The sequence below is a fragment of the Saccharospirillaceae bacterium genome (genome assembly GCA_022448365.1).
GTDB lineage: Bacteria > Pseudomonadota > Gammaproteobacteria > Pseudomonadales > Oceanobacteraceae > Bacterioplanoides.
In genome coordinates, this window is record JAKVCS010000005.1 from 384816 (window position 1) to 407902 (window position 23087).

Genomic DNA, 23087 nt, shown 5'->3' on the forward strand with positions numbered 1-23087 from the left:
ATTTGATCTGATTTGGATAGGAATTATTAAAATTAATGATTGATTTTTTTGGGGCGCAAACTTTCAAAAAAGAATTTTGTTGCATCATTTCATTAATAGCTGACTGCTATAATCATTGTTCCATTATTTTTATTTTTGCAGGGTTGTTAAGGTCAGGGTGTATTGTGAAAAAATATTTTTATTGATTGTTCTTATTCTTTCATCAGTTTGTTCTGCTGGATCCATTCAATGTAATGGCCATGTAGATAAGATCGGGTTCCACGCTAATAATAAGCTAATGCTGAAAATCAGCAGTATGAATAAGGCTGTTTTGATTTGCGATACTGAATCAAAATGGACAGTAAATGGAACAGGCTATAAAACTGGCCCTGAAATATGTAAGGCTATGTTGTCAATGCTAATACATGCGAAGGCAACGAAGGCTGATATTGAGTGCTCAGCTGACCGGTAAGAAAGTTAGGGTTCGTTATGAAACTCAAGATAATTGTCAATTTGGCAAGGTAACATCAGCATATATCATCAAATAGCGACTTTGATGAAGGCTACCAATTTTTTATAAATGAGTTATTAATAACCGGCTGGATTACTCCAGCCACTTATCCCATAAACGAATCACTTCCGCCTTCTGCTCAGCAATATTCAACTGTTGCTGAGCGTCCACATCCAACACCAACTTCTCTTTCTGCAACGCGCGACGGTGCGACTCCGCTCGGTAATTCAGATAAATCCCCTGTAGCTTCTCAGTATCCTCCACCGCCATTAAACCGGTCTCAGCAAAGCCATCGAGAATGCGCATATTATCGGTATAAGTCAGTAGCGACGGATGCTGCTGTACATTCGCCAGCACGCCATACTGCACAATAAACTCGATATCAACAATGCCGCCTTTATCCTGCTTCAGATGATATTTACCTTCGGCCTGAGAGTTTTTAGCGTCTTCGCCCCCTTTCTCAACACCTAAGTGGTCGCGCATTTTCTGACGCATGTCGCGTACGTCTTTCTGTAGTGTTTCCAGTTCGCGTGGCTGGGATAAAATCTGCTGACGAATTTCCTGATACTGATGAATAGTATCGTCGCTGCCGCACACCGCACGGGCACGAACCAGCGCCTGATGCTCCCAGGTCCAGGCATGCTTCTGCTGGTATTCATCAAAGGCTTTCATCGACGCCACAATCATGCCGGAGTTACCGGACGGACGCAGGCGCATATCCACTTCGTACAAATCACCGGAGCGGGTTTGTGTGGTCATGATATGAATCATGCGCTGACCCATGCGGGTGTAAAACACACCGTTATCCTGGCTGCGATCACCATTGGTATAACGGTTTGGCGTAGAACTGTGTAAGAAAACCAGATCGAGATCGGAGCTGTAACTCAGCTCTAAACCACCGACTTTACCGTAACCAATCACGGCAAATTCCGGCTCGGTAACCGGCTCTTTATCAGCGTTGGTTGGATAACCGTATTTGGCGACCATCTGTTGCCACGACAACCACATGACTTTATTCACAACCACTTCCGCTAAATAAGTCAGATAATCACTGACCTTCATTAACGGCAGAGCGTCCATCACTTCACAGGCCGCCGCACGTAATTTATGTGCGCGCACAAACTGACGCAGCTGTTCCATTTGTTGTTCAAGGTCGTCTTCGTCGATGCGTAATAAACGCAGATCCAATTCTTCCGCCAGTTCTTTTTTTTCTGGCAGACGATACAGACTTTCCGGAACCAATAATTCATCCAGAAGCAGCGGTGTTTTAGCAATATATTCCGCCACCCAAACCGACGCGCCGCACAGCTTAACCAGCTGAGTTAATGCCTGAGGGTTTTCTTTTAATAACACCAGGTACGCAGTTCGACGTAATACCGCTTCCAGCAGAGGAATAACACGCTCTAATGTGTTCACTGGATTTTTATTCGACCACAGTTCTTTTAATAACAATGGCATTAATGCATCAAGGCGCTCGCGGCCAATTTGTTGCATCATTGCGACGGCTTTGGAATCCCGGAATTGGCTTAATCGTTCGCAAACGGCATCCGAGTTGATACAGGGGTGCTGCTGTAAAAACGCTTCTTCAGCACTGCCGTGTAATTCGCCGTGCCATAAATCCAGCCAGGTATGTTCTTCCTGTTGGGATTGTTCGTCTTCTTCCTCGGCGGCAACAATTTGCGCAAAGTGAAACTTTACCTTCTCCCGATGAGCATCCAGAGCAACAATATAATTTGACCAGTCATCAAACCCGAGCGACCAGGCAACCCTAAGCTGATTAATATCATCGACCGGTAGTTGCTGAGTTTGTTCATCGTTTAATGCCTGAATGGCGTGTTCGCTGTCACGCAGGAAGACATACGCTTTTTTCAGTTCGTCGCAGGCGCCAGCTGGTAAGTAACCATCGGCGGCAAGAATATCCAGAACCTTTAATAACTCGCGGGTTTGCAGTTGATCGTCCTGACCACCGCGAATTAACTGGAACGCCTGCACGATAAATTCGACTTCACGAATGCCGCCCGGACCAAGTTTGACGTTCATCTCTAAACCACGACGACGCACCTCAGCGTTGATCATGGCTTTCATAGAACGTAATGACTCAAACGCGCTGTAGTCGATGTAAGCGCGGTAGGTAAACGGACGCAGAATGTTCAACAGTTCCTGAGCGTGCTCGTTAGTTTCGCCGGTCATAACCCGAGCTTTGACCATGGCGTACCTTTCCCAGTCACGGCCTTGATTCTGGTAGTACTCTTCCATCGAAGCGAAGTTCATCACCAGTGGACCACTCTGACCATAAGGCCGCAGGCGCATATCGGTGCGGAACACAAAACCGTCGATGGTGGTTTTATCCAGCGCCAGAATCAGTTTCTGGCCGAGCTTAATAAAATATTCCTGATTGGTGATCACCTTCGGGCCGGTGGTGTCGCCACTTTGTGGATAAGTAAAAATCAGGTCAATGTCGGAACTCAGATTTAATTCATACGCTCCGAGTTTACCCATGCCGAGTACAAGCAGTTGTTGTTCCTCGCCGCTGGTTTTACCGATCGGTGCGCCGTGGCGTTGCTGCAATAGCTGGCCAATAAAGTCGATGGAGCGTGATACACATTCATCCGCCAGATCGGACAACGCCCGGGTGGTTTGCAGGGTGGAGGCTAAGCGCAGCTGATCGCGCCAGATAATCTGCACCATGGCACGGCGACGTAATTTACGCAGAGCGACATGCCACAATTCTTCTTTTTTCGAAGTGGGTGTGTCGTCGCTGTTGGCTTCGGTGGCCAGTTCATCCAGCCAGGCGCTGATCTGAGCCCGGCTCAGTGGCTGACTGATGGCATCGCTGCGAATAATATCAGTAAAAAAAGCCGCGTCTTTTGGCAGAGACTCGGCCACAAACGAACTGAGGGTGAGTACCCGCTGCGCCTGTTGCTGCTGAGTTTCCGACAACTCGTCCCACAGTCCGGGCCAATCAAGGCCAAAGCGTGCACCAATATCAGTGAGCTGGGCTTGTTGGGTTTGCCAGAGGGGAAGCAGCAGATCATTCATAGTGTTATTTGTTTCCTTAACGGAGGCGGCGCTTTGCTATCATTGATTGAAAAGTCATTTAGATGAAGACGAGATCTCTTTTATGCTACACTGCGCCGCCGCAAGGAGGCGTAGCATGCGATCAATGTATTCAATATCGGCGCGACAGCATATCAGAAGTATCAGTATAGCAATGGTAACCCTGTTGCTATCTGCATGTATGGTGTCATCCGGTGCCAGTCAACAACTTGATACTGAGCAAGATAGTTCTGCATCCGCCTCTTTACGTATCGATCAGTTTCATTGGCGTTCTCAATCGTCATCGGCGTTATGGCAGATTTCCGACAGCAGTGCCGAAGCAGCACTCAGCCTGGGAAGTCGAACGACTGGTTCGCTGCGTATTACGCCAGTAAATCTGTCGCCAAACCGGTTATTCAAATATCGTCAGATTGAACTCAGTTTAAAGCTGGCAAAGTCACGTTTTGGTCAGGCAAAACCAGAACAGATCCTCTTTTGTGGTATTCCACTTAGCTCGCTGGGGAAATTTCGGTTGAAATGGAATGCGAGTATGTCAATTAAGATACCTACTCAAAAATTACCTGAAACCTGCCAGGCTGATCTGGAGTTGATCTTTCAGCTGAAGGCATTTGATCAGCCGGTAAGTATTACTATTTCAAATATTACATTTTTTGTTACACCGTAAGGAATTTTATGAACAGGATTGTTAGCCTGCTTGCAATGGGTTTGTCAGCAAGTGTGATGGCATCAGATAAAACAGAAATTAAAGCTGCCAATCCATACCTGGCATTTTTACCATCCACTGTTGAGCCAGACTATAAATATTGGAAAAAAAGAACAGCTGAGCAAGGGCAGGCGCGTGCTTCTTCAATGAAGTCATTATATAAATTTTCGCTACCAGCAACCTACAAAGCATCGGGTAATAATGTATCGTTTGAAAGTGCTGATGTATTGACTGGGTTTTCAACGGATGAAAATAATTTTGCCTTAATTTCTGGAACTCTGAAGCAGCCACCCGAGGATCAGGGTCCGGACGATGATAACCCGCCACAATCTACACAAATCGTCTCGGAAGAAGAAAATGGCAGTACTTTACTTGCTCAGGTTGTTCCTGTTCCAGCAATAGGTGGTCTGACCTCTATTTCCGGTGAAATTGGTGACGGGGTTTATGGTCGTACCGGAACCGGTGACTTCGATTTTTATCGCTTGGATAATGTTGCTGCTGATATTACTCTGACGTTTGATATCGACGCTGAAAATATTGGAAGCGGGCTCGATTCCTACCTTGCTTTATATAACGCCAACGGCCAGTCGATCGCTACTAATGATGATTTCAGTGGTTTCGATAGCCGGATTCAATATACCTTTACCGAGGATGGCACGTATTATGTTCAAGTTCGATCTTACGATAGTTCACAGCGAGATATTACGGATCCGTCATCCGGGAACGGTGTTAGGTCTGAAGGCCTGTATCAGTTGAATATCACCCAGGGTGATCTAGTTATCGATGATGGTGACAGTAACCTCGGTACTCTGAAGCAATATTTCGCTATTGATCTAAAAGCGGGTGATGTGTTGGAAATTGCGGCTAGCCGGCCAGAATTTTCAGATTCTTTTGCTCAGAAGTTAAGAACTCGTCTTTACAATGCAGAAGAAGAAGTTCTGCTTGAACCTGAATTGAATATGGCAGCTTTTTTACCTGCTTTTTCCCCAGTTGGTGTTTTATATGGTGATACGGGTTTTGCTTATGTTGCCACAGAAAATGGCCGCTATTATGTAAGTATTGAATACACTCAACCAGCGCCTGTGAAATATCAGGCTTCTGCGGTGGTATACCGGCCTAAGCTGGGGAGAAACTTTGATGAAGAGCAGATCCTTTTCGTGGATTTTGATGGCGAGACGATTAACAGCCAAGCTCTATTTGATGGTTCTGCTGAAGAAGCGGCGCTATCTGCGTTGCGTAATTTCCTGCCAGCGTGGGGATTAGGAGCTGAGCATGAAAACTCCGTCATTGATGCCATTCTGGCGGTTATGGAACAGCAACTGAATACTGACCTTAAAGAGCATGGTAATAATCCAAAGACATCAATAAAAATACTCAACAGTCGTGATCATGACGATTCGTTTGGAGATGAAAACGTATCGAGAATTATCATCGGGGGCACAGTCGCAGAGTTGACTGTCGAAACTATTGGTATCGCTCAATCTATCGATCCGGGCAACTTTATTACCAATGAAACTGCTGTGGTATTACTCGATACGCTGAGTGAGCCGGCTAATGGTTACCCGGATTCGATTAACGCTTTTCCAACCGATGGAACTATTACCAGTAAAATTGATTTGATTGGCCGAATGGTTGGCAGCGTTGCCTCTCATGAAGCAGGCCACTTTTTGGCTAATTTTCATACGGAGAATAGCAATGACGTTGTCAGTGTGATGGATCAGGGTGGTAATCTGAGTCAATTGGTGGGTTTAACGGGGGACCAGGTCTACAGCGTGGGCGCGACACCATTGCCGGCTTTTGTTAAGGATGTTCGTGCTGCCAACGAAGGCCTGGGTGGGTTATCAGACTCGCTGAATACGATGGCATTTGGACTTACGAAAGGAGACCCTTACATTGCACCGAATCCAGAGCCTACACCCGAGCCTACACCAGAGCCTACGCCTGATCCCGGCGACTCTGTGTCTGATAAGGATGGAGCGGTAGCAACTGGGTCTTCAGGTTCGGGAGGCTCAGGCGGTGCTGTATTCTGGTTGTTGCTGCTTATCCCGCTTATTTTGCGCCGAGCAAACTGATTTTTGTTTCTACTTATCCGGCAGCTGATATTATTCGCAGATCGTTTTCATTGTGGATTGCAGCTGTCGGATGTCCGCCAAAAATTCCCCTTCTTCAGATAATAAACGCAAACCTGCGAAATCTCGTGCGAAGTCTGCTCAGACACGCTCTGAACCTCAACGTAAATTCGCTAAACAGCCCTTTTCATTCTGGCGCTGGTTCTGGCGCTTGACCTTGATCGTGGTTGTTGGGCTGGCGGCTTATATGGTGTACCTCGATGCCCAGGTTCGTGCTCAGTTCGATGGCAAAAAGTGGAATCTGCCAGCCAAAGTTTATGCCCGGCCACTGGTGTTGTATCCGGGTTTAGAACTGAATAAAGGCCAATTGTTAGCGGAATTAAAATGGGCTGATTACAAGCAGTCAGCGGATGCTGCTGTGCCGGGCACGTTCGCTCGCCGCGGTGATGACTGGATTATTCACCGCCGCGCTTTTCCGTTCTGGGATGGCTCGCAGCCGTCGCAGCATGTTCGGGTTGCGTTTGAGGATCAGCAGGTTGAACACATTCGTTCAATGACCGGCGATGACATTGCGCTGATGCGCCTCGAGCCACAATACATCGGCGGGATTTTTCCGGCGCACAACGAAGATCGTGAACTGGTCACTCTCGATGATGTGCCACCAACATTAATTGCCGCGTTAATTGTCACCGAGGATAAAGCCTTTTTTGAACATTGGGGCGTTTCTTTCCGGGGTATTATCCGGGCAATGCTGGCGAATGTCCGGGCTGGCGGTTTTGTTCAGGGTGGTTCTACGCTGACTCAGCAGTTAATTAAAAACTTCTTTTTAACCAGCGAGCGCACGCTGAAGCGCAAAGCTCAGGAAGCACTTATGGCGCTACTACTGGAGCTGCATTACTCCAAAGAAGAAATTCTCCAGGCTTACTTAAATGAGGTCTATTTGGGTCAGGCCGGGCGCCGGGCGATTCATGGCTTCGGTTTAGCCGCGCGTTTTTATTTCGGAAAATCGGTGCGCGAATTAAATCTTGCGGAAATTGCCACGTTGGTTGGTCTGGTAAAGGGAGCGTCGTATTACAACCCGAAGCGTAATCCTAATCGTGCCCGTGACCGACGCGATTTAATTCTGGGGTTAATGGCTGAAAACGGCATTATTTCAGAGAAACAACGCATTTTGGCTCAGGGGCAGCCGTTACAAACCGCCAATTCCCGGCGAGCCGGGCAGCGAGAATATCCTGCCTTTCTTGAGTTGGCGAAGAAACAATTACAGCGCGATTATCGTTTGGAGGATCTGCAGAACGAAGGTTTACGGATTTTCACCACGCTCGACCCATGGGTGCAGCACTCGCTGGAGAAAGCTGCACTCGGGCATCTGAAGAGTCTCGAACGCTGGCAGCCCAGACAAAAAGGGCAGCTTGAGACGGCAGCCGTGATCACCAGTGTGGATGGTGGCGAAGTAAGGGCATTATTAGGTTCCCGACGCACCGAGTTTTTCGGCTATAACCGTGCGGTGAGCATGCAACGCTCGATTGGCTCGCTGGCGAAACCGGCGGTGTATTTAACCGCACTGAATTCCGGCCAGTATCACTGGGGCAGCCCGGTGAGTGATGCCCCGGTGAGTGTCGCCGGACCGGGTGATCAGGTATGGCAACCGAAAAACTACGATCGCAAAAGTCATGGCACCTTGCCGATGGCCGATGCACTGGCGCGTTCTCTTAACCAGTCAACCGCAAGGTTGGGCATGAAAGTGGGTCTGGAAAATGTGGTAAATACCTTTCAGCAGCTGGGTCTGAAAAAAGAAATTCCACCATATCCATCGATTTTACTAGGGGCCGTTGATGCATCGCCGCTGGAAGTGGCGAGCATGTATCAAACCATTGCTTCGCAAGGTTTCGCCACGCCGTTGCGTGCCATTGAAGCGGTTACCACGGCACGCGGTAGTACGTTATCTTCTTACGCAATTGAAGGTGAACAACGATTCGATCCACAAAAAATATCCTGGCTGAGGTACGGCATGGAGCAGGTGGCGCTGAGAGGCACGGCCAAGCGACTGGATAAAGAACTGGGTGGACCACTGGCGGCGAAAACCGGCACCAGTGATGATCAGCGCGATGCCTGGTTCGCGGGGTTCGATAATCGTTACTTAGGCGTGATGTGGGTTGGTCGAGATGATAATCAACCAATGCCGTTTGCAGGCAGCAGTGCCGCATTACCGATATGGCTGAGTACTTTCAAGCAGGTTGGTGTTGAGCCATTGCAACCAGACAGTGAATTAATCTGGCTACCGGTTGATAAGCAGGGCAATCAACTACAGGACGGTTGTTCCGGCAAGTTGTACCCTTTTGTCAGTGAGCGGGTCCAGGTGCAGCGTAATGGTTGTCGTGCGCCGAAGGCCGTGCCACGGCCAGAACAGGAAAAGTCTGGCTGGCTGGATTGGTTGTTCTGAGACAATAGAGAGATCAATCATACCTATCATAGGTTACGGCAGATCCAGTGGGTTTAGCAGGGCGATAATCGGGTGATAATAGGGCGATAGTGCAGCACTGTCGCGTTGCCACGATGTCATTCTGTACTTTATTTCTACCACCCTTCATCATGGCGCTTTGATCTGGACCCGGGCTTGAAATAAGCGATGGTCTGCTGTTTCTTTTAGGAAGGTTGTTCTCTTGATTGGTCATTACGCTCCGCCTGCTGTTTCTGCCTTTAAACCCTTGCTTATGTGTCTGGGGGTTGTGGCGTTAATCGCTTGTTCTGCACCACCGAAACAACCGGACGATTATGAAGTCAGCTCGGCATCATTACCGGATGTCAGTCGTCAGGCGACACCCTCTGTGACTCGCAATGATTCGGTGAGCCGTGAGTCTCTGTTGTTGGCATCGCTGGAACAGGGAAATCATCATCCGGCGATTGCGGCTCTGTTTCATCAGGCGGAGCAGGCGCGACAGAAACGTCAATGGCGTAAAGCACTGAAATACCTTGATCAGGCACGACAGATTCAGCCGCGGAATGCAGCGGTGTTGTATCGTCAGGCTTGGGTGAATCTGCGTCTGGGTCAGGCAAGCCAGGCAGAGCAGTTGCTGTTACGAGCGAAGGTGTTTTCCACTCAGGATCAGAATCTGACGCGACGGCTGAACTGGTTGTTGGCGGATGCGCTGGATGCACAAGGAAAAGGGCAAAAGGCCCGGGAAGCACGTGCCCGTGCTACCCGGTAACTGTGTTGTCGGTAATCAGACCCGGAACTGTGTCAGCAGGCCACGCAGATCCGATGCCATAGTCACTAGCTGACCGGCGCTGCGATTGGCATCGCTGGCCTGTTCTGAGGTTGTTTCGCTAATATCCCGAATGGTGCTGAGATTGCCGTTTACTTCGCCAATGGCAGAGTTTTGCTCTTCCAGTGCGCGGGCAATCTGCTGATTCATATGATAAATATCGCTGACGGCCTGCTTCATACTTGCCAGTCGCTCACTGGTCAGTGTGATTTGATCGACGCTGGAATGTACCCCGGATTTACTGGTGTCCATGGCCCCAACGGCTTCGCTTGACCCTTTTTGTAAGCGTTCGATCATACGCTGAATTTCTTCAGTACTCTCGTGAGTGCGGGAGGCCAGTGTTCTCACTTCGTCTGCCACGACGGCAAAGCCACGGCCTTGCTCGCCGGCACGGGCGGCTTCAATTGCTGCGTTTAATGCCAGCAAGTTGGTTTGTTCAGCAATGCCCTGAATGACCGATAACACTGAACCAATGTTGTTGCTTTCGCTATCGAGGTTCTGAATCACTTCGTTAGCACGATCAATATTGTTGGCCAGGTCCTCAATGGTGTTGCGCGCAGCGCTGATGCCTTTTTCACTTTCGATGGATACATCATTGGCTTGCTGAGCCGCCTCGGCCGCCTGACGAGAGTGGTTGTTGATTTCACTCATCGAAGTCGTCATCTCAGTGGTTGCAGTTGCGATCAGGTCCGTTTCACTGTGTTGGGTGTTGGCACCTTCACTCATGGTTTGTGTGGTGCGGGAGAAGTCTTCGCCAACATCGTTAATTTTCATCGACAGCTGATTGGCCTGACTCACCAGGTCGTTCATTAGCATAAAAAACTCGTTAAACGAGCGGGTAAACGGGCCTTGCGGGTCCTCAACCTGGAAGGTCAGATCGATCTCGCCATGTTTGCTGATGTGCTCACCAATTTCCGCCAGTTCAGCATTCTGCTGAAATTCGTCCCAGCTTTTGCGCGCCAGATAAATTAACGCACCGGATTCAACGACCACGAACAGCGCATGCAATAGCACGATATTGATGCCGCTGCGGTTTTCAAACACCCAAACATTGGCACCGCTTTCCTGTAAGTAATTAAACAGCAGATGATGCACGGCGATGGTGCCAGTAGCCGCCAGGATGGGCAGCATATCACGGTAGTAAAGCAACATTGCCAGCAGCACAAAGATGCCGAAATGCATTTCCAGCATGCCATGCGCCTGGTGAATCTGCAGTGCCGCAAAAATCATCAGGGATACGCCAAAGGCAATCCGTGACCAGCGACTGCATGGCGCCGCTTTACTGATGGCGATGGGGATCAATAGTGCTGGCAGACCAATTAACAGGGCTTCACTCCAGGTGTTGTACCAGCTGGCCAACAGAAGTGATATCACAAACAAAGCGGCAGTTATTACCGTAAAGAAGGCATCAGCCTGGCGATAGAAATTCTGATAGATTTGGCTCACAGTGAAATCCTGATCCTGAAGTTTGAATCGATGTCACAAAGCGACAATTACTACTCAAAGTGTAGGTCAGGAATTATATTCTGCTATCGAGAATCGGTAAGAGATAACCAACGATCACTACAAATTACATAAGGCAGTAAAGTCAGCCCCAGCCAACTCCAATGCTGGCCCGGATCCCCCAGAGACGAGCGCAGATCCAGCCCGAAATAACTGAGGCACAGGGCCAACCAAAACAGCAGGATCGCACTGAAGGTCCAATCTTTTCGTTTGAGGATGGGCAGCGCAAATGTAATCACGCCAACAGCCAGCACAACCATTAGCCAGTATTCGAGCCACTCTGTGGTGCGGGTGAGGGCAAACATGGCACATATCGCCAATAAAATGCGGCCCCAGATGCCACGATCCCAGTCATAGCCTATTGCTTTGGCTAAACCGTTTATCACCATCAGGGGTAACGCAGCGTAAACTGCCAGCTGCTCCATTAACCCGACCAGCTGGTTGAAGTCTTTATTCGCCGCTATGCCGGGAGCTGATTCATTGATAATGACAAGCGTCGCCGCCAGCAGAAACATCAAGCTGCTGGCGAACAAGGCCGCGCGATTTCCGTTACCAGGGAGGTGATCCTGGTCGGCCGGCTGTAAGCGGTTCTGCCATAACAACACCGCTGCTGTAATCAACAATATAAAAGGATGGATGCTCACCAGGTTATCCCGCTCCGTTAGCCTTTCAGGTTCGTCATGACATGTTCTGCTGCGGCAATGGTTGCTTCGATGTCTTGTTCGCTGTGCGCGATCGACATAAAGCCGGCTTCGAACGAACTCGGTGCCAGATACACACCCTGTTGCAGCATGCCATGGAAGAATTGGTTGAACCGTTCGCCATCACATTGCTCGGCCACATCTTTAAAGCAGGTCACTTCATCCAATTCGGTGAAGAACAAACCGAACATCGATCCTGCGGAGTTGCTGGAGAACGGAATCCCTCGTTTATCGGCGGCTGCCTGGAAACCATCCAGCATTTGTTTAACACGTGCCTCCAGTTGCGGGTAGAACCCCGGCTGCTGAATGGCTTTCAGCATCGCCAGGCCAGCTGCCATCGCCAATGGATTACCAGACAGAGTGCCTGCTTGATAAACCGGGCCTAATGGCGCCAGATATTCCATGATTTCGCGTTTGCCACCAAAAGCGCCTACCGGCAGACCACCACCAATCACTTTACCCAGACAGGTCATATCAGGAGTAACGCCGTACCACTGCTGCGCACCACCGAGAGACACACGGAAGCCACTCATGACTTCATCAAAAATCAGCACAATACCGTGTACGTCGCACAATTCGCGCAGACCCAGCAGGAAGGATTTACTCGGTGGAATGCAGTTCATGTTGCCAGCAACCGGTTCGATGATGACACAGGCAACCTGATCGCCGATCTGTGCAAAGCATTCTTTGACCGAATCCAGGTCGTTGTAGTTCAGGGTCACCGTGTTCTCCGCTACCGCGGCGGGTACTCCGGGAGAGGTTGGTACGCCAAGCGTTAGCATGCCGGAACCGGCTTTGACCAACAGGGAATCTGCGTGGCCGTGATAACAACCTTCAAACTTCACCAGTTTGTCGCGACCGGTAAAGCCACGAGCCAGTCGAATTGCACTCATGGTCGCTTCGGTACCTGAGTTCACCATGCGCACCATATCCATCGATGGGATCAGTTTGCAGACTTCGCTGGCCATGGTGGTTTCAATGCCGGTTGGGGCGCCAAAGCTCAGGCCGTTAACCATTTGTGCCTGAACCGCTTCGATGATGACCGGTGCGCTGTGGCCCAGAATCATTGGTCCCCACGAACCAACGTAGTCGATGTATTGATTGCCGTCGGCATCGTGAACGTAAGCGCCCTTAGCGTGATCGAAGAAGATTGGAGTGCCGCCCACACCTTTAAAAGCACGAACCGGGGAATTCACGCCACCCGGAATATGCTTCTGAGCCTGTGCAAAAAGTTGTTCAGATTGTGAGATGGAGTAGGACATAAATTTCTCGATTCTGTTTTCAATGCTTTAAAAAATGTTGGGTGTAGCTCTTATTAGTGGTGAGACCGCGACCCTGTGTGTCGTTCGTTATGCCAGCAGCGGGTTTAAAACGGTTTAACCACCACCATGATGACAATAAACACCAGCAGAAATACCGGCACTTCGTTAAACCAGCGGTAAAATACATGAGTGCGCTGGTTTAAATCATCACGGAAAACCTTCACCAGATGGCCGCAATAAAAATGGTAAACCAGCAAGAGTGCGACGGCTGTCAGCTTGGCGTGCATCCAGCCGCTGGAAAAATAATAAGACGCGTTAAACGTGAGTAACCAGATACCCAATGCCACGACGATAACCATCGAGGGCATCATAATACCGCGATACAGTTTACGCTCCATAATCTTGAACCGTTCCTGAGAAACGGCGTCGTCAGCGCTGGCATGGTAAACAAATAAGCGAGGCAGATAAAAAATGGCGGCGAACCAGGTCACTACCGCAATAATATGGAAGGCTTTCACCCACAGCATCAGGTTGCTCCGTTACGCAGACCTGTTTACCGGTCTGTCGTTGTTTTCTAATTCGGTTGGTAACGATAAAAGTGCTCAATGCGCTCGCGTGATACCACACCCACGCATCGCTGCTCACCGGTATCACGATATACCGCCAACCATTGTAATTGACTCGCCTGCATCTGGTCTAAGGCATCTTGTAAATTTGCCTTGAGAGAGATGCGGCCTACTTCTTCACGATCACCGGGCATAGCAATCAGATCGAGTGTTGGCGGGCGCTCGTGTTCGGCGTCATACACCATGGCCAACGCCAGGTCGGCGGTGGATAACAGCAGATTCTCATTTTCGATCAGTAGCCATTCTGGCCGCTCACGGAGAATCATCTCTGCGTTGTCGTGATGAATATGACGGTCGACACAAGAGATATCGCGGCTCATGGCCTGCGCCACCCAGGTATTGCGTAACATTTGTTGCACTGGCGAGGGTGTTTGCGCCAGAGGGCTGCTGCCCATCAGTACCTGGAATACCGACGGTAGACGAAATACTTCGCTCACCACCAGGCTTGCCACAACAATTGCCAGCATCCCTGGCATGATGATGTTGGGGTTTGCAGTCAGCTCCAGTAAAGCAACCAGTGCAGCCAACGGTGCGCGCAGGGTTGCCCCCATCATGGCGCACATTCCCAACATCGCGTAAAAACCGACTGACACCGGATACTCGGGTAGCCACCAGGCCGATAATTGTCCGAGGATGCCACCAAGAGCAGCACCGATGAATAAACTCGGCCCGATCAATCCCCCCGGAAAGCCCGTTGCTGCGGCCCATGCTGCCAGCAACAGTTTGCCAGCCAGTAAGGCAAACAAAGTGATCACCACTACCTTACCTGCCAGAGCATGGTTGACTGTGTCGTAGCCGATACTCATTAGCTGCGGCAGCCACAGGCTGGCGATTGCCGTGGTGCAGGTTAAGCCCCCCCATTTCACCCACAGAGGTAGATGGTTTAATTTCTGAAACAGTTTGATCGAGTTAATAAAGGCTGCAGCTGTAAGACCAGCCATCAAACCCAGTGCGAGAATGTAAGGAATTTCCAGCAGCGATTTCATATCGAAAGCGGGGACTACAAAGGCGGTTTCTGTACCGAACACTGCTTCACTCACAATCGCACCGGCAACCGAGGCCAGAATAATCGGAATAAATCCGCGGATACTGTATTCCAGCAGTACCACTTCCATGGCGAAGATAACACCTGCCATTGGAGTATTGAACGAGGCCGAAATAGCACTGGCAACGCCACAACCGGCAAGAATCCGCAGTCGATGATGAGCCTGGTGAAAATGTTGCCCGATCTGACTGGCAGTACCTGCACCCAAATGGACCGCTGGCCCTTCGCGGCCAACACTATGACCACTCAATAATGCAATAACGGCAGCGATCCATTGCAGTAACAGATTGGGTAGTGGCATATAACCCTGGTGCCGTTCCATCCGCAGCAATACGTGGCCAACACCAAGAGAACGTAACTCGGTTGATAGAGGTGTGAAGATAGCAATCAACAAACCACCGCCAGCCAGTAGCAGGGCAACACGCAGATAAGGCGCCAGCGCTTCGTAATCCTCTTCGCTGGTCATCGGCAGGAATTCCACCAGAGGCAGCTCGATAGCAAACCGGAATAAGGTAATAACGCCAGCACTGGCCAATCCCACCAATAATGACAGCAACGCCAGACCAATCTGGTTATTCGATAGGCTGATATGGGTCAACCAACGTTGTTGCAAAAGCTGTCTGATAGCGCTCACTGAGTTATCCGTTGCTCATAAGAATTTGATTCTGTTAAGTAATCCTGTGTTTGGCGGGTGCCGTTATTCGCCAGAATCAGTATTATAAGCTCCTTTTTCCATCGACGGCTGCCCCTGATCAACGCAATTACAGGAGCGTTGGTCGAACAAGGCCAAAAATGTGAGGTTTCACTGTGATTAAAGTCGGTATTGTTGGCGGCACGGGTTACACCGGTGTCGAGCTGCTCAGAATTCTGGTTAACCACCCGGGCGTTGAACTCAGCGTTATCACGTCCCGAAGCGAGGAAGGTATGCCGGTAGCGGACATGTTCCCGAATCTGCGTGGCCACACTGACTTGCGATTCTCTGTACCTAATGCCGAAACACTGGGTGCCTGTGATGTGGTGTTTTTCGCGACCCCGCATGGTGTTGCTCATGCGCTTGCCGAGGAGGTCTTGGATGCGGGGGCCAAAGTTATCGATCTGTCTGCCGATTTCCGTTTACAAGATGCCGTGGAGTGGGAAAAGTGGTACAACCAGCCGCATGGCGCTGTAAACCTGTTGCCAGAAGCAGTGTATGGTTTACCAGAAGTGAATCGTGAAGCGATCAAAGAGGCCCGCTTAATTGCTGTGCCGGGTTGTTATCCAACGTCTGTTCAGTTGGCATTGATTCCATTATTGGAAAAAGGCCTGTTGCCGAAACAAACCCTGATCGCCGATTGTAAGTCCGGTGTGAGTGGTGCTGGTCGTGGTGCGAAGGTAGGCTCGTTACTGTGCGAAAGCTCCGAATCAATGATGGCCTACGCTGTTGCGGGTCATCGTCACCTGCCAGAAATCAAGCAGGGCCTGTCTCGTGCTGCGGGTGATGAGGTTGCGCTGACGTTCGTTCCCCATCTGACACCCATGATTCGTGGAATTCATTCTACACTGTATGCGCAAGCGCCTGATTTAACAGAAGATTTACAAGCATTGTTTGAAGCACGTTACGCCGCTGAGCCATTTGTAGATGTGATGCCAGCGGGTAGTCATCCTGCGACGCGCAGTGTTAAAGGCAGCAATATGTGTCGATTGTCGATTCATTATAATCAGCAAAGCGGCCAGATAGTGGTGTTATCTGTGATCGACAATCTGGTAAAAGGTGCATCCGGTCAGGCGGTTCAGAATATGAACATCATGTTTGGCCTGGATGAAGATGCCGGTTTAAAGCAGGTTGCTCTGCTTCCGTGAGTAAGAACAGCAAAGAGAAAAATTAAAGGAACCCCAGATGGCAGTGGTAAAAGGTAGCCAACAGGAACAGCTGGTTATTCGTCATTACAAACCCGGGCAGCGCTTGCGACAGTGGTTATTTACTTTGCTGTTGCTGGTGGCGATTGGTGGTGGCGGCTATTTGGGTGGCGTCTTCGACAGCATGTCTTCGATTCAGCAACTGACGCTGGAGCGCGACTCTTTGCAGAATGAGCTGGTGGACGGTGAGCGAGAGATTTCCCGCCTCAGTCAGCGTGTCGGTGTGCTGGAAAAAGGTGGCGAAGTGGATCGCAAAGCCAATGAAGGTATTCGCCAGACGGTTAAAGAGCTGAAAGCTCAGATCTCCAATCTTGAAGAGGAGGTGTCATTCTACAAGGGCATTATGGCGCCGAGCAGCAAAGATAAAGGTCTGCGCATCAGTAAAATTACGATTCAACCTGCAGATTCGCCTGGCCAGTTTAAGTATTCCATTATGATGACTCAGGTGGCTGACAACAGCAGTTTTATAGCCGGACTTGCCGCTGTGAACTTCGTTGGTAATCAAGCTGGCGAAAAAGTAATACTGCCTCTTCGTGATCTCGATACCAAAGTCAGTGATCTGGGGGTGAAGTTCCGTTTCCGTTACTTCCAGGAAGTGACTGGCAGCCTGACCTTACCGCAGCAATTTTTACCTGAACAGGTTCAGGTGGTACTTCAGTCCACTGGTAGCAAAGCACAACGTGTAGAACAATCGATTGAATGGCCCGAAACAGGAGAGGCTTAATTAATGTTTAGCAGCAAAGACAAGGGTGCTAATACCCATTACGACACACTGATTTCGTCAAAAACTGAAATCGTAGGTGATGTGAAATTCACCGGTGGGCTGCATGTTGATGGCGTCATCAAAGGCAATTTGTTCGCTGAAGCCGGCAGCGGCGCAGTCGTGCGTGTCAGCGATAAAGGTCGTGTGGAAGGCCACATTTCAGCGCCGAACATCGTGATCAACGGCAAAGTCATAGGTGATGTGCATGCGGTTGATTATATCGAGCTGGCGCAGAAAGCTCAGGTATCTGGTGATGTGCACTACAAGGCTATGGAAATGGTTCTGGGTGCTCAGGTTAATGGCAAATTGAACCACCAGGCGAAAGGTACGCAGCCTAAGAAGGCGGTGGAAATCGCTAAAGAACAGTCTGGTGCTGAGGCGAAAGTTGACTGAAACACTGGGTAAAGTCGATAATTTCGACGTCTGAAACCAGCTCTGGAATGTATATGAGTGCCGTACAACAAGCCACACCCTTCGAGTTAAGTGCAGCTGCTGAAGGTAAAATCCGTGAGTTACTGCTGGAAGAGGCTGATGACGAGTTATGTCTGAGAGTATTCGTTACCGGTGGCGGTTGTTCAGGGTTCCAGTATGGTTTTACCTTTGATGATGAACGCGCAGACGATGACTTTGCCGTGGAATATGATGGTGTGCGGGTATTAGTTGATTCGCTCAGCTACGGATATCTGGTAGGCTCAGTGCTTGACTATAAGGAAGGCCTCGAAGGATCGCGCTTTACCGTGGATAATCCGGGTGCAACATCGACCTGTGGCTGCGGTTCGTCTTTCTCGATCTGATCATTTTTTGCGGAGTAATTTTATGCCTACGACCGGTTCTTCACTATTCAAAGCTACCGTTCGGGGCCTCTTGTTATTCTCTGTATGCGTTAGTGCACAAGCGCAGCTGAAGCCGATTATGGCTGAGGAAAAGCCTGGTCCGGTTGTACCGCGCAGTGAACTTCCTCAGGAGATGATTAAGTCTCCCAGCGTTGCCAATGCGGCACCGAAACAACAGATCCCTCAACGGCTGCAGGCACTGGTAAAGTTACACACCGCTGAAGAGCTGCGTTCCTTATTAACTCGGGCTGAGCAAATCGCTAATGGAGCAGATGAATACAGCACCAGAGACCCGATAGCATTGGTGCTGCATGGTGCAGAAATCGCCATCTTCAAACGCAGTAATTACCGCGACAACAAAGAGCTGGTTGATCTGGCCGCTCGTCTGGATGCTTTCAACGTGGTTGACCTGAAAGTCTGCCGCCGCTGGATGGGCGATAACAATCTCACGGAAGGTGACTTGCCTCCGTTTCTCGAAGCGGTGCCATTCGGCGGTGATGAGGTTCAGCGCTTAAATGGAGCCGGCTACGCATACTTCTGATGTGTGCCAACCGGTTATTTATTTTTACCGGTATTAAATCCCACAGTAGCAACGGATCGCTGCATCTGTATTTGGCGGTGGTGATGTTGCACAGATGTGGTGGCTGAAAATCAATACCGCCTTAAACCGGGATCATGCGGGATAAATACCACCAAGAATTCTTAAGTCGTCAGCTCCGGTAACCTGGGGTGCATTTCCTGGCAGGTGATTCAGCGTCTGGTGAGCTAACCAGGCAAATGCCATCGCTTCCAGCCAATCAGGATGGATACCAGCACTGGCAGTGCTGTGAATCCGATGATGAGGCAATGCGGCCTGAATGCGTTGCATCAGGTCAGGATTGTGAACGCCGCCACCACACACCAAAATCTCTCCGGCACAGTGGCCATACCTTTCAACCGCATTGGCAATGGCATCAACACTGTATTGTGACAGCGTTGCCAGTACATCGTGGGCGTCATAATTATTCAGTTGGTCGCCAAGTGCCTCTAAGTTAAATAACTCTCGTCCGGTACTTTTCGGTGGTGGTTGTTGTAGGTAGCTGCAGATTTCGTCTACGTTTTGCCACTTCGTCAGCAGCTCGGCAATCACCTTGCCTGTCGCCGCTCGTTCGCCGTTGCAGTCTTGAGATTCCTGCCATTGAAGACAGCACCATTCATCCATCAGTGCATTGCCCGGACCACAATCAAAGCCACTTAGCTGATCACCTAATACAGTGAGGTTGGCGATGCCACCGATATTCAGAACCATGCGCGGATCACCGGATGCTCCGAGGCAGGCTTGGTGGAAGGCCGGAACCAGAGGAGCACCCTGACCGCCAGCAGCAATATCACGGCGGCGGAAATCAGCGATGCAGCAAATACCGGTGTGTTCCGCAATCCAGCTAGGGTCGCCTACTTGCCAGCTGAAGCCATCGGCTAAACGACGGCTGCGCAATGCTTTATGGCGCAAGGTATGACCATGGCTGCCAATGGCGCTGACTGAGCTGGCGTCGACGTTGGCTTCAGTTAATAGCTGACGAACCGCCTTTACGCTGAGTTTAGCGATCTTGCGATCGAGTAATGCCAGCTCTTCGACACTGGCTTCAGTTGTGATTGCCAATTGACGCAATTGTTGCGAGAACGCCTGCTCGTATGCCAGACCACAGGCGTGAACCAGTTCGGGGGCTCTACCCGTTTCAAATCGAACCAGGGCCGCGTCCATCCCATCAGCGCTGGTGCCGGACATTAAACCGATAAATAAACTCATGAGTTATCCATCGCATCAACCAGTGATTGTGGGTTATGGCTATTGAGCCATTCAACCAGGCTGGATGCTTTCGTGAGAAAATCGGCTTTCTGTTTTTTCGAAATAGAACGTGCCTGCGGCAGCTTGATACGTAATGAATCACGATGAACACCGTCTACACGAAATTCGTAATGCAGATGCGGACCTGTTGCCAGACCGGTGCTGCCAACATAGCCGATGATCTTACCTTGTTTCACTTTCCGGCCTTTGCGAACACCGCGGCCGAATTTGCTCAGGTGCGCATATAACGTTTGATAGCGTGAGCCGTGTTGGATAATCACAACATTTCCGAAACCGCCTTTGCGACCAGCAAACGTTACCTTACCGTCCCCCGCTGCTTTGATTGGAGTGCCCCGTGCTGCGGCGTAATCGGTCCCGCGGTGAGCTCGAATCTTGTTTAAAACCGGGTGTTTGCGGCGTAAGTTAAAGCGTGAACTGATTCGGGCAAAGTCGATCGGGTTGCGCAGGAACTCCTTGCGCATACTGAGTCCAGTGGGCGTGTAGTAGTTGGCATTTCCTTTGGCATCTTCATAACGTACCGCCGTAATTTCGCGACCGCGGTTATGAAAGCGCGCAATCAGAATGTTGCCGTTGCCAATCTTCTCACCGTCGAGAAAAATTTCTTCGTAGATCAGACTGAAGCGGTCGCCCTGGCGGATATCCAGTGCAAAGTCGATGTCCCAGCCGAATATGCCAGCCAGTTCAATCAATATCTGCTCAGGTACACCCGCTCTGCCTCCGTCGAGAAAGAGCGAATTATCGATAGTGGCGCTGGCAAAGCGAGGGCGATAATCGGCGTTTCGTTCCCGCAATTCATATTGCAGTTTGCCTTCGGCATCGCGCACCAGACTATGGCGTGCCAGGGGAGAAAGGATGATTTCAAACTTCTGAATACGATGATCGCCAGACGTGACCCAGCGTAGGGTTTGATTCGGGTGTAAGCGGATCGCTTGCTTAGGGGCAGCTGCAGCAATTTCCAACACATCAACCGCACTGAGATTAAAACGATCAAACAACAACGACAGGTTCTCGCCGGCACGCACCTGAGCTTCCTGCCAATTTTCTTCTGGCGTTTGGGGTGGTTGTTCTTTTTCCGGGATTTCGACCACGATGCGGGTCTGCTGCAGGTTCTTTGGCGCGCTGGTTGGCCAGAAACTCACAATCATCAAGGTCAGGAATAAGCCCAGCGCCCCGGCAAGGTGGCTAACGGGAAAATACTGCAAGCGTCCGGGCAGAGCCATGTAACTGAATATCCTATCTTTATAAGGTAATGCCGGGGAAGTTTAACCAATGAAAGGCATTATGTCTTACTCCTTACAAACTTGATTTTGCACCTTGTTCAGGTATGTTCACCGTCCCTGAAAATTTGACACGATTCGAGAGTCCCATGACTGCTGCTCTGATTGAAGATTTAAAAGCCCGCGGCCTGTTAAATCAGGCAACCGCTGATGAAGAACTGGTAGAACATCTGCAACAAGGGTGTCGTACTTTGTATTGTGGCTTTGATCCAACTGCAGACAGTTTACACATCGGTTCTCTGGTGCCGCTGTTAACCCTGAAGCGTTTCCAGCAAGCCGGTCATAAGCCAATTGCGCTGGTCGGTGGTGCCACCGGTTTGATTGGAGATCCAAGTTTCAAGGCCGCTGAGCGTAAACTCAATGGCCCGGAAGTGGTTGCCGGTTGGGTAGAAAAGCTGAAGAAGCAGGTCAGTGCTTTTATCGAATTTAACGACGCAGAAAATGCAGCAGACGTGGTCAATAACCTGGACTGGGTTGGTAATCTGAATGTGCTCGACTTCCTGCGAGATGTCGGTAAGCATTTCTCTGTAAACAATATGATTCAGAAAGAATCGGTTAAGCAGCGTATTGAGCGCGAAGGTGCCGGCATCTCTTTTACTGAGTTTACTTATATGTTGCTGCAGTCGTACGACTTTGCTGAATTGGCCAATCGTGATGCCTGTACATTACAGATCGGTGGTTCAGATCAGTGGGGTAACATTGTCGGTGGTGTTGATCTGGCTCGCCGTATGTACGGTAAGCAGGTATTTGGTTTAACCCTGCCGCTGGTGACTAAGTCTGATGGCACCAAATTCGGTAAAACTGAAAGCGGTACTATTTGGCTGGATCCAACGAAAACTTCTCCGTATGCCTTCTATCAGTTCTGGATGAATACGGCCGACGCAGATGTATATAAGTTCCTGCGTTACTTCACTTTCCTGCCGGTTGAGAAGATTGAGGAAATCGAAGCGACTGATGCGGAAATCCAGGGTCGTAAAACCGCTCAGCCAGTATTGGCAGAAGAAGTAACCCGTCTGGTTCATGGTGATGATGCACTGGAGTCGGCTAAACGTATTACTCAGGCGTTGTTCTCTGGTGATCTTGCGGACTTATCTGAAGCCGAGTTGGAGCAGATTAAGCTGGACGGCTTGCCCTCAAGTGACTTGTCTTTAGACGGGTTGGCAGATACGCCAATGACCTCGCTGTTTACTGATTGCGGTATGGTAAAGGCTGGGCGCGAGGTAAAAGATGCGTTGGGTCGTAATGCTGTTTTGGTCAACAATGAAGCCAAGGGGATGGAAGACAACATGAACTGTGCCGATGTGTTCGCAGCTGGCAAAGCTCTGTTTGGTCGCTTCTTCTTGGTGAAGTTAGGTAAGAAGAAATACCACCTTTTCGAAATTCAAAAATAATTGAATAAAGGTGTTGACGGTGCATTTGATATCTCTATAATGCGCCGCTCCTGAGTTGAGACGCCGCTGTAAAGCGACTGAAAAACTTAAGGAAAACAAGGGGTTGACTCAGTGATTTATCACTATATAATTCGCCCCGCTCTGAACGATGCGGCAGTAGCCGGAAAGGTCAGAAAGAAAGTGGTTGACATTAAGATTTAGATCTTTAAAATGCGCAGCCCGCTTCGAGAGAAACGCGAAGCGAAGTTCTTTAACAAAGTATTTAGACAATTCGTGTGGGTACTTACTGAGGTGTTGTGGAGACACGCTGATTTTGCTCTTTCGAGTGAGTCGGCACACAAAATTTCAAGTAAGAACTC

General features: G+C 49.8%; 18 protein-coding genes. 10 read left to right on the top strand and 8 right to left on the bottom strand.

Annotation, left to right across the window (positions count from 1 at the left end):
* Positions 1-583 precede the first annotated feature (583 nt).
* Entirely contained in the window at positions 584-3529 is a 2946-nt protein-coding gene (glnE, locus tag MK185_15675; protein MCH2042069.1) for a bifunctional [glutamate--ammonia ligase]-adenylyl-L-tyrosine phosphorylase/[glutamate--ammonia-ligase] adenylyltransferase, read from the bottom strand.
* A 172-nt stretch (positions 3530-3701) separates the two neighbouring features.
* Between glnE and MK185_15680 the strand changes: the two genes are divergently transcribed.
* From MK185_15680 to MK185_15695, 4 genes are all read left to right on the top strand, one after another.
* Entirely contained in the window at positions 3702-4211 is a 510-nt protein-coding gene (locus tag MK185_15680) for a hypothetical protein (protein ID MCH2042070.1), read from the top strand.
* Positions 4212-4219: 8 nt separating this feature from the next.
* Complete coding sequence (locus tag MK185_15685) at positions 4220-6322, top strand: PPC domain-containing protein (GenBank protein MCH2042071.1); 2103 nt, start codon at positions 4220-4222, stop codon at positions 6320-6322.
* Positions 6323-6392: 70 nt separating this feature from the next.
* Positions 6393-8762, top strand: coding sequence for a penicillin-binding protein 1B (gene mrcB / locus MK185_15690; protein MCH2042072.1), 2370 nt, complete (start codon positions 6393-6395; stop codon positions 8760-8762).
* A 220-nt stretch (positions 8763-8982) separates the two neighbouring features.
* The gene (locus tag MK185_15695) at positions 8983-9528 is read left to right on the top strand and encodes a hypothetical protein (protein MCH2042073.1); all 546 of its coding nucleotides are present in this window, start codon (positions 8983-8985) and stop codon (positions 9526-9528) included.
* Positions 9529-9543: 15 nt separating this feature from the next.
* Here the strand turns inward: MK185_15695 and MK185_15700 are convergent, their stop codons facing one another.
* From MK185_15700 to MK185_15720, 5 genes are all read right to left on the bottom strand, one after another.
* Positions 9544-11031 (bottom strand): methyl-accepting chemotaxis protein, encoded by a 1488-nt coding sequence (locus tag MK185_15700; GenBank protein ID MCH2042074.1) that lies wholly within the window; start codon positions 11029-11031, stop codon positions 9544-9546.
* Positions 11032-11114: 83 nt separating this feature from the next.
* Positions 11115-11732: a hypothetical protein gene (locus MK185_15705; protein MCH2042075.1), complete on the bottom strand. Its 618-nt coding sequence runs from the start codon at positions 11730-11732 to the stop codon at positions 11115-11117.
* A 17-nt stretch (positions 11733-11749) separates the two neighbouring features.
* Positions 11750-13051 (bottom strand): glutamate-1-semialdehyde 2,1-aminomutase, encoded by a 1302-nt coding sequence (hemL, locus tag MK185_15710; GenBank protein MCH2042076.1) that lies wholly within the window; start codon positions 13049-13051, stop codon positions 11750-11752.
* Between the two features lie 104 nt (positions 13052-13155).
* Positions 13156-13578: a protoporphyrinogen oxidase HemJ gene (gene hemJ / locus MK185_15715; GenBank protein MCH2042077.1), complete on the bottom strand. Its 423-nt coding sequence runs from the start codon at positions 13576-13578 to the stop codon at positions 13156-13158.
* Positions 13579-13625: 47 nt separating this feature from the next.
* On the bottom strand, positions 13626-15356 hold the full coding sequence (locus MK185_15720; protein ID MCH2042078.1) for a chloride channel protein: 1731 nt from the start codon (positions 15354-15356) through the stop codon (positions 13626-13628).
* Between the two features lie 173 nt (positions 15357-15529).
* On the opposite strand from MK185_15720, the gene argC reads away from it, so the two are divergent.
* The 5 genes from argC to MK185_15745 are packed head-to-tail and all read left to right on the top strand — an operon-like array spanning position 15530 to position 18755.
* Positions 15530-16561 (top strand): N-acetyl-gamma-glutamyl-phosphate reductase, encoded by a 1032-nt coding sequence (gene argC, locus MK185_15725; GenBank protein ID MCH2042079.1) that lies wholly within the window; start codon positions 15530-15532, stop codon positions 16559-16561.
* A gap of 37 nt (positions 16562-16598) precedes the next feature.
* Complete coding sequence (locus tag MK185_15730) at positions 16599-17342, top strand: hypothetical protein (GenBank protein MCH2042080.1); 744 nt, start codon at positions 16599-16601, stop codon at positions 17340-17342.
* Positions 17343-17345: 3 nt separating this feature from the next.
* Complete coding sequence (locus tag MK185_15735) at positions 17346-17774, top strand: polymer-forming cytoskeletal protein (GenBank protein ID MCH2042081.1); 429 nt, start codon at positions 17346-17348, stop codon at positions 17772-17774.
* 53 nt (positions 17775-17827) lie between these two features.
* The gene (erpA, locus tag MK185_15740; protein MCH2042082.1) at positions 17828-18175 is read left to right on the top strand and encodes an iron-sulfur cluster insertion protein ErpA; all 348 of its coding nucleotides are present in this window, start codon (positions 17828-17830) and stop codon (positions 18173-18175) included.
* Positions 18176-18197: 22 nt separating this feature from the next.
* The gene (locus MK185_15745; protein ID MCH2042083.1) at positions 18198-18755 is read left to right on the top strand and encodes a hypothetical protein; all 558 of its coding nucleotides are present in this window, start codon (positions 18198-18200) and stop codon (positions 18753-18755) included.
* A gap of 132 nt (positions 18756-18887) precedes the next feature.
* On the opposite strand, the gene MK185_15750 is transcribed toward MK185_15745, so the two are convergent.
* Together MK185_15750 and MK185_15755 are read right to left on the bottom strand one after the other, a co-directional pair.
* Entirely contained in the window at positions 18888-20000 is a 1113-nt protein-coding gene (locus MK185_15750; protein ID MCH2042084.1) for an anhydro-N-acetylmuramic acid kinase, read from the bottom strand.
* Entirely contained in the window at positions 19997-21280 is a 1284-nt protein-coding gene (locus MK185_15755; protein ID MCH2042085.1) for a peptidoglycan DD-metalloendopeptidase family protein, read from the bottom strand. The genes MK185_15750 and MK185_15755 overlap by 4 nt, the downstream gene beginning before the upstream one ends.
* A 146-nt stretch (positions 21281-21426) precedes the next feature.
* On the opposite strand from MK185_15755, the gene tyrS reads away from it, so the two are divergent.
* On the top strand, positions 21427-22728 hold the full coding sequence (gene tyrS / locus MK185_15760) for a tyrosine--tRNA ligase (GenBank protein MCH2042086.1): 1302 nt from the start codon (positions 21427-21429) through the stop codon (positions 22726-22728).
* Positions 22729-23087 lie beyond the last annotated feature (359 nt).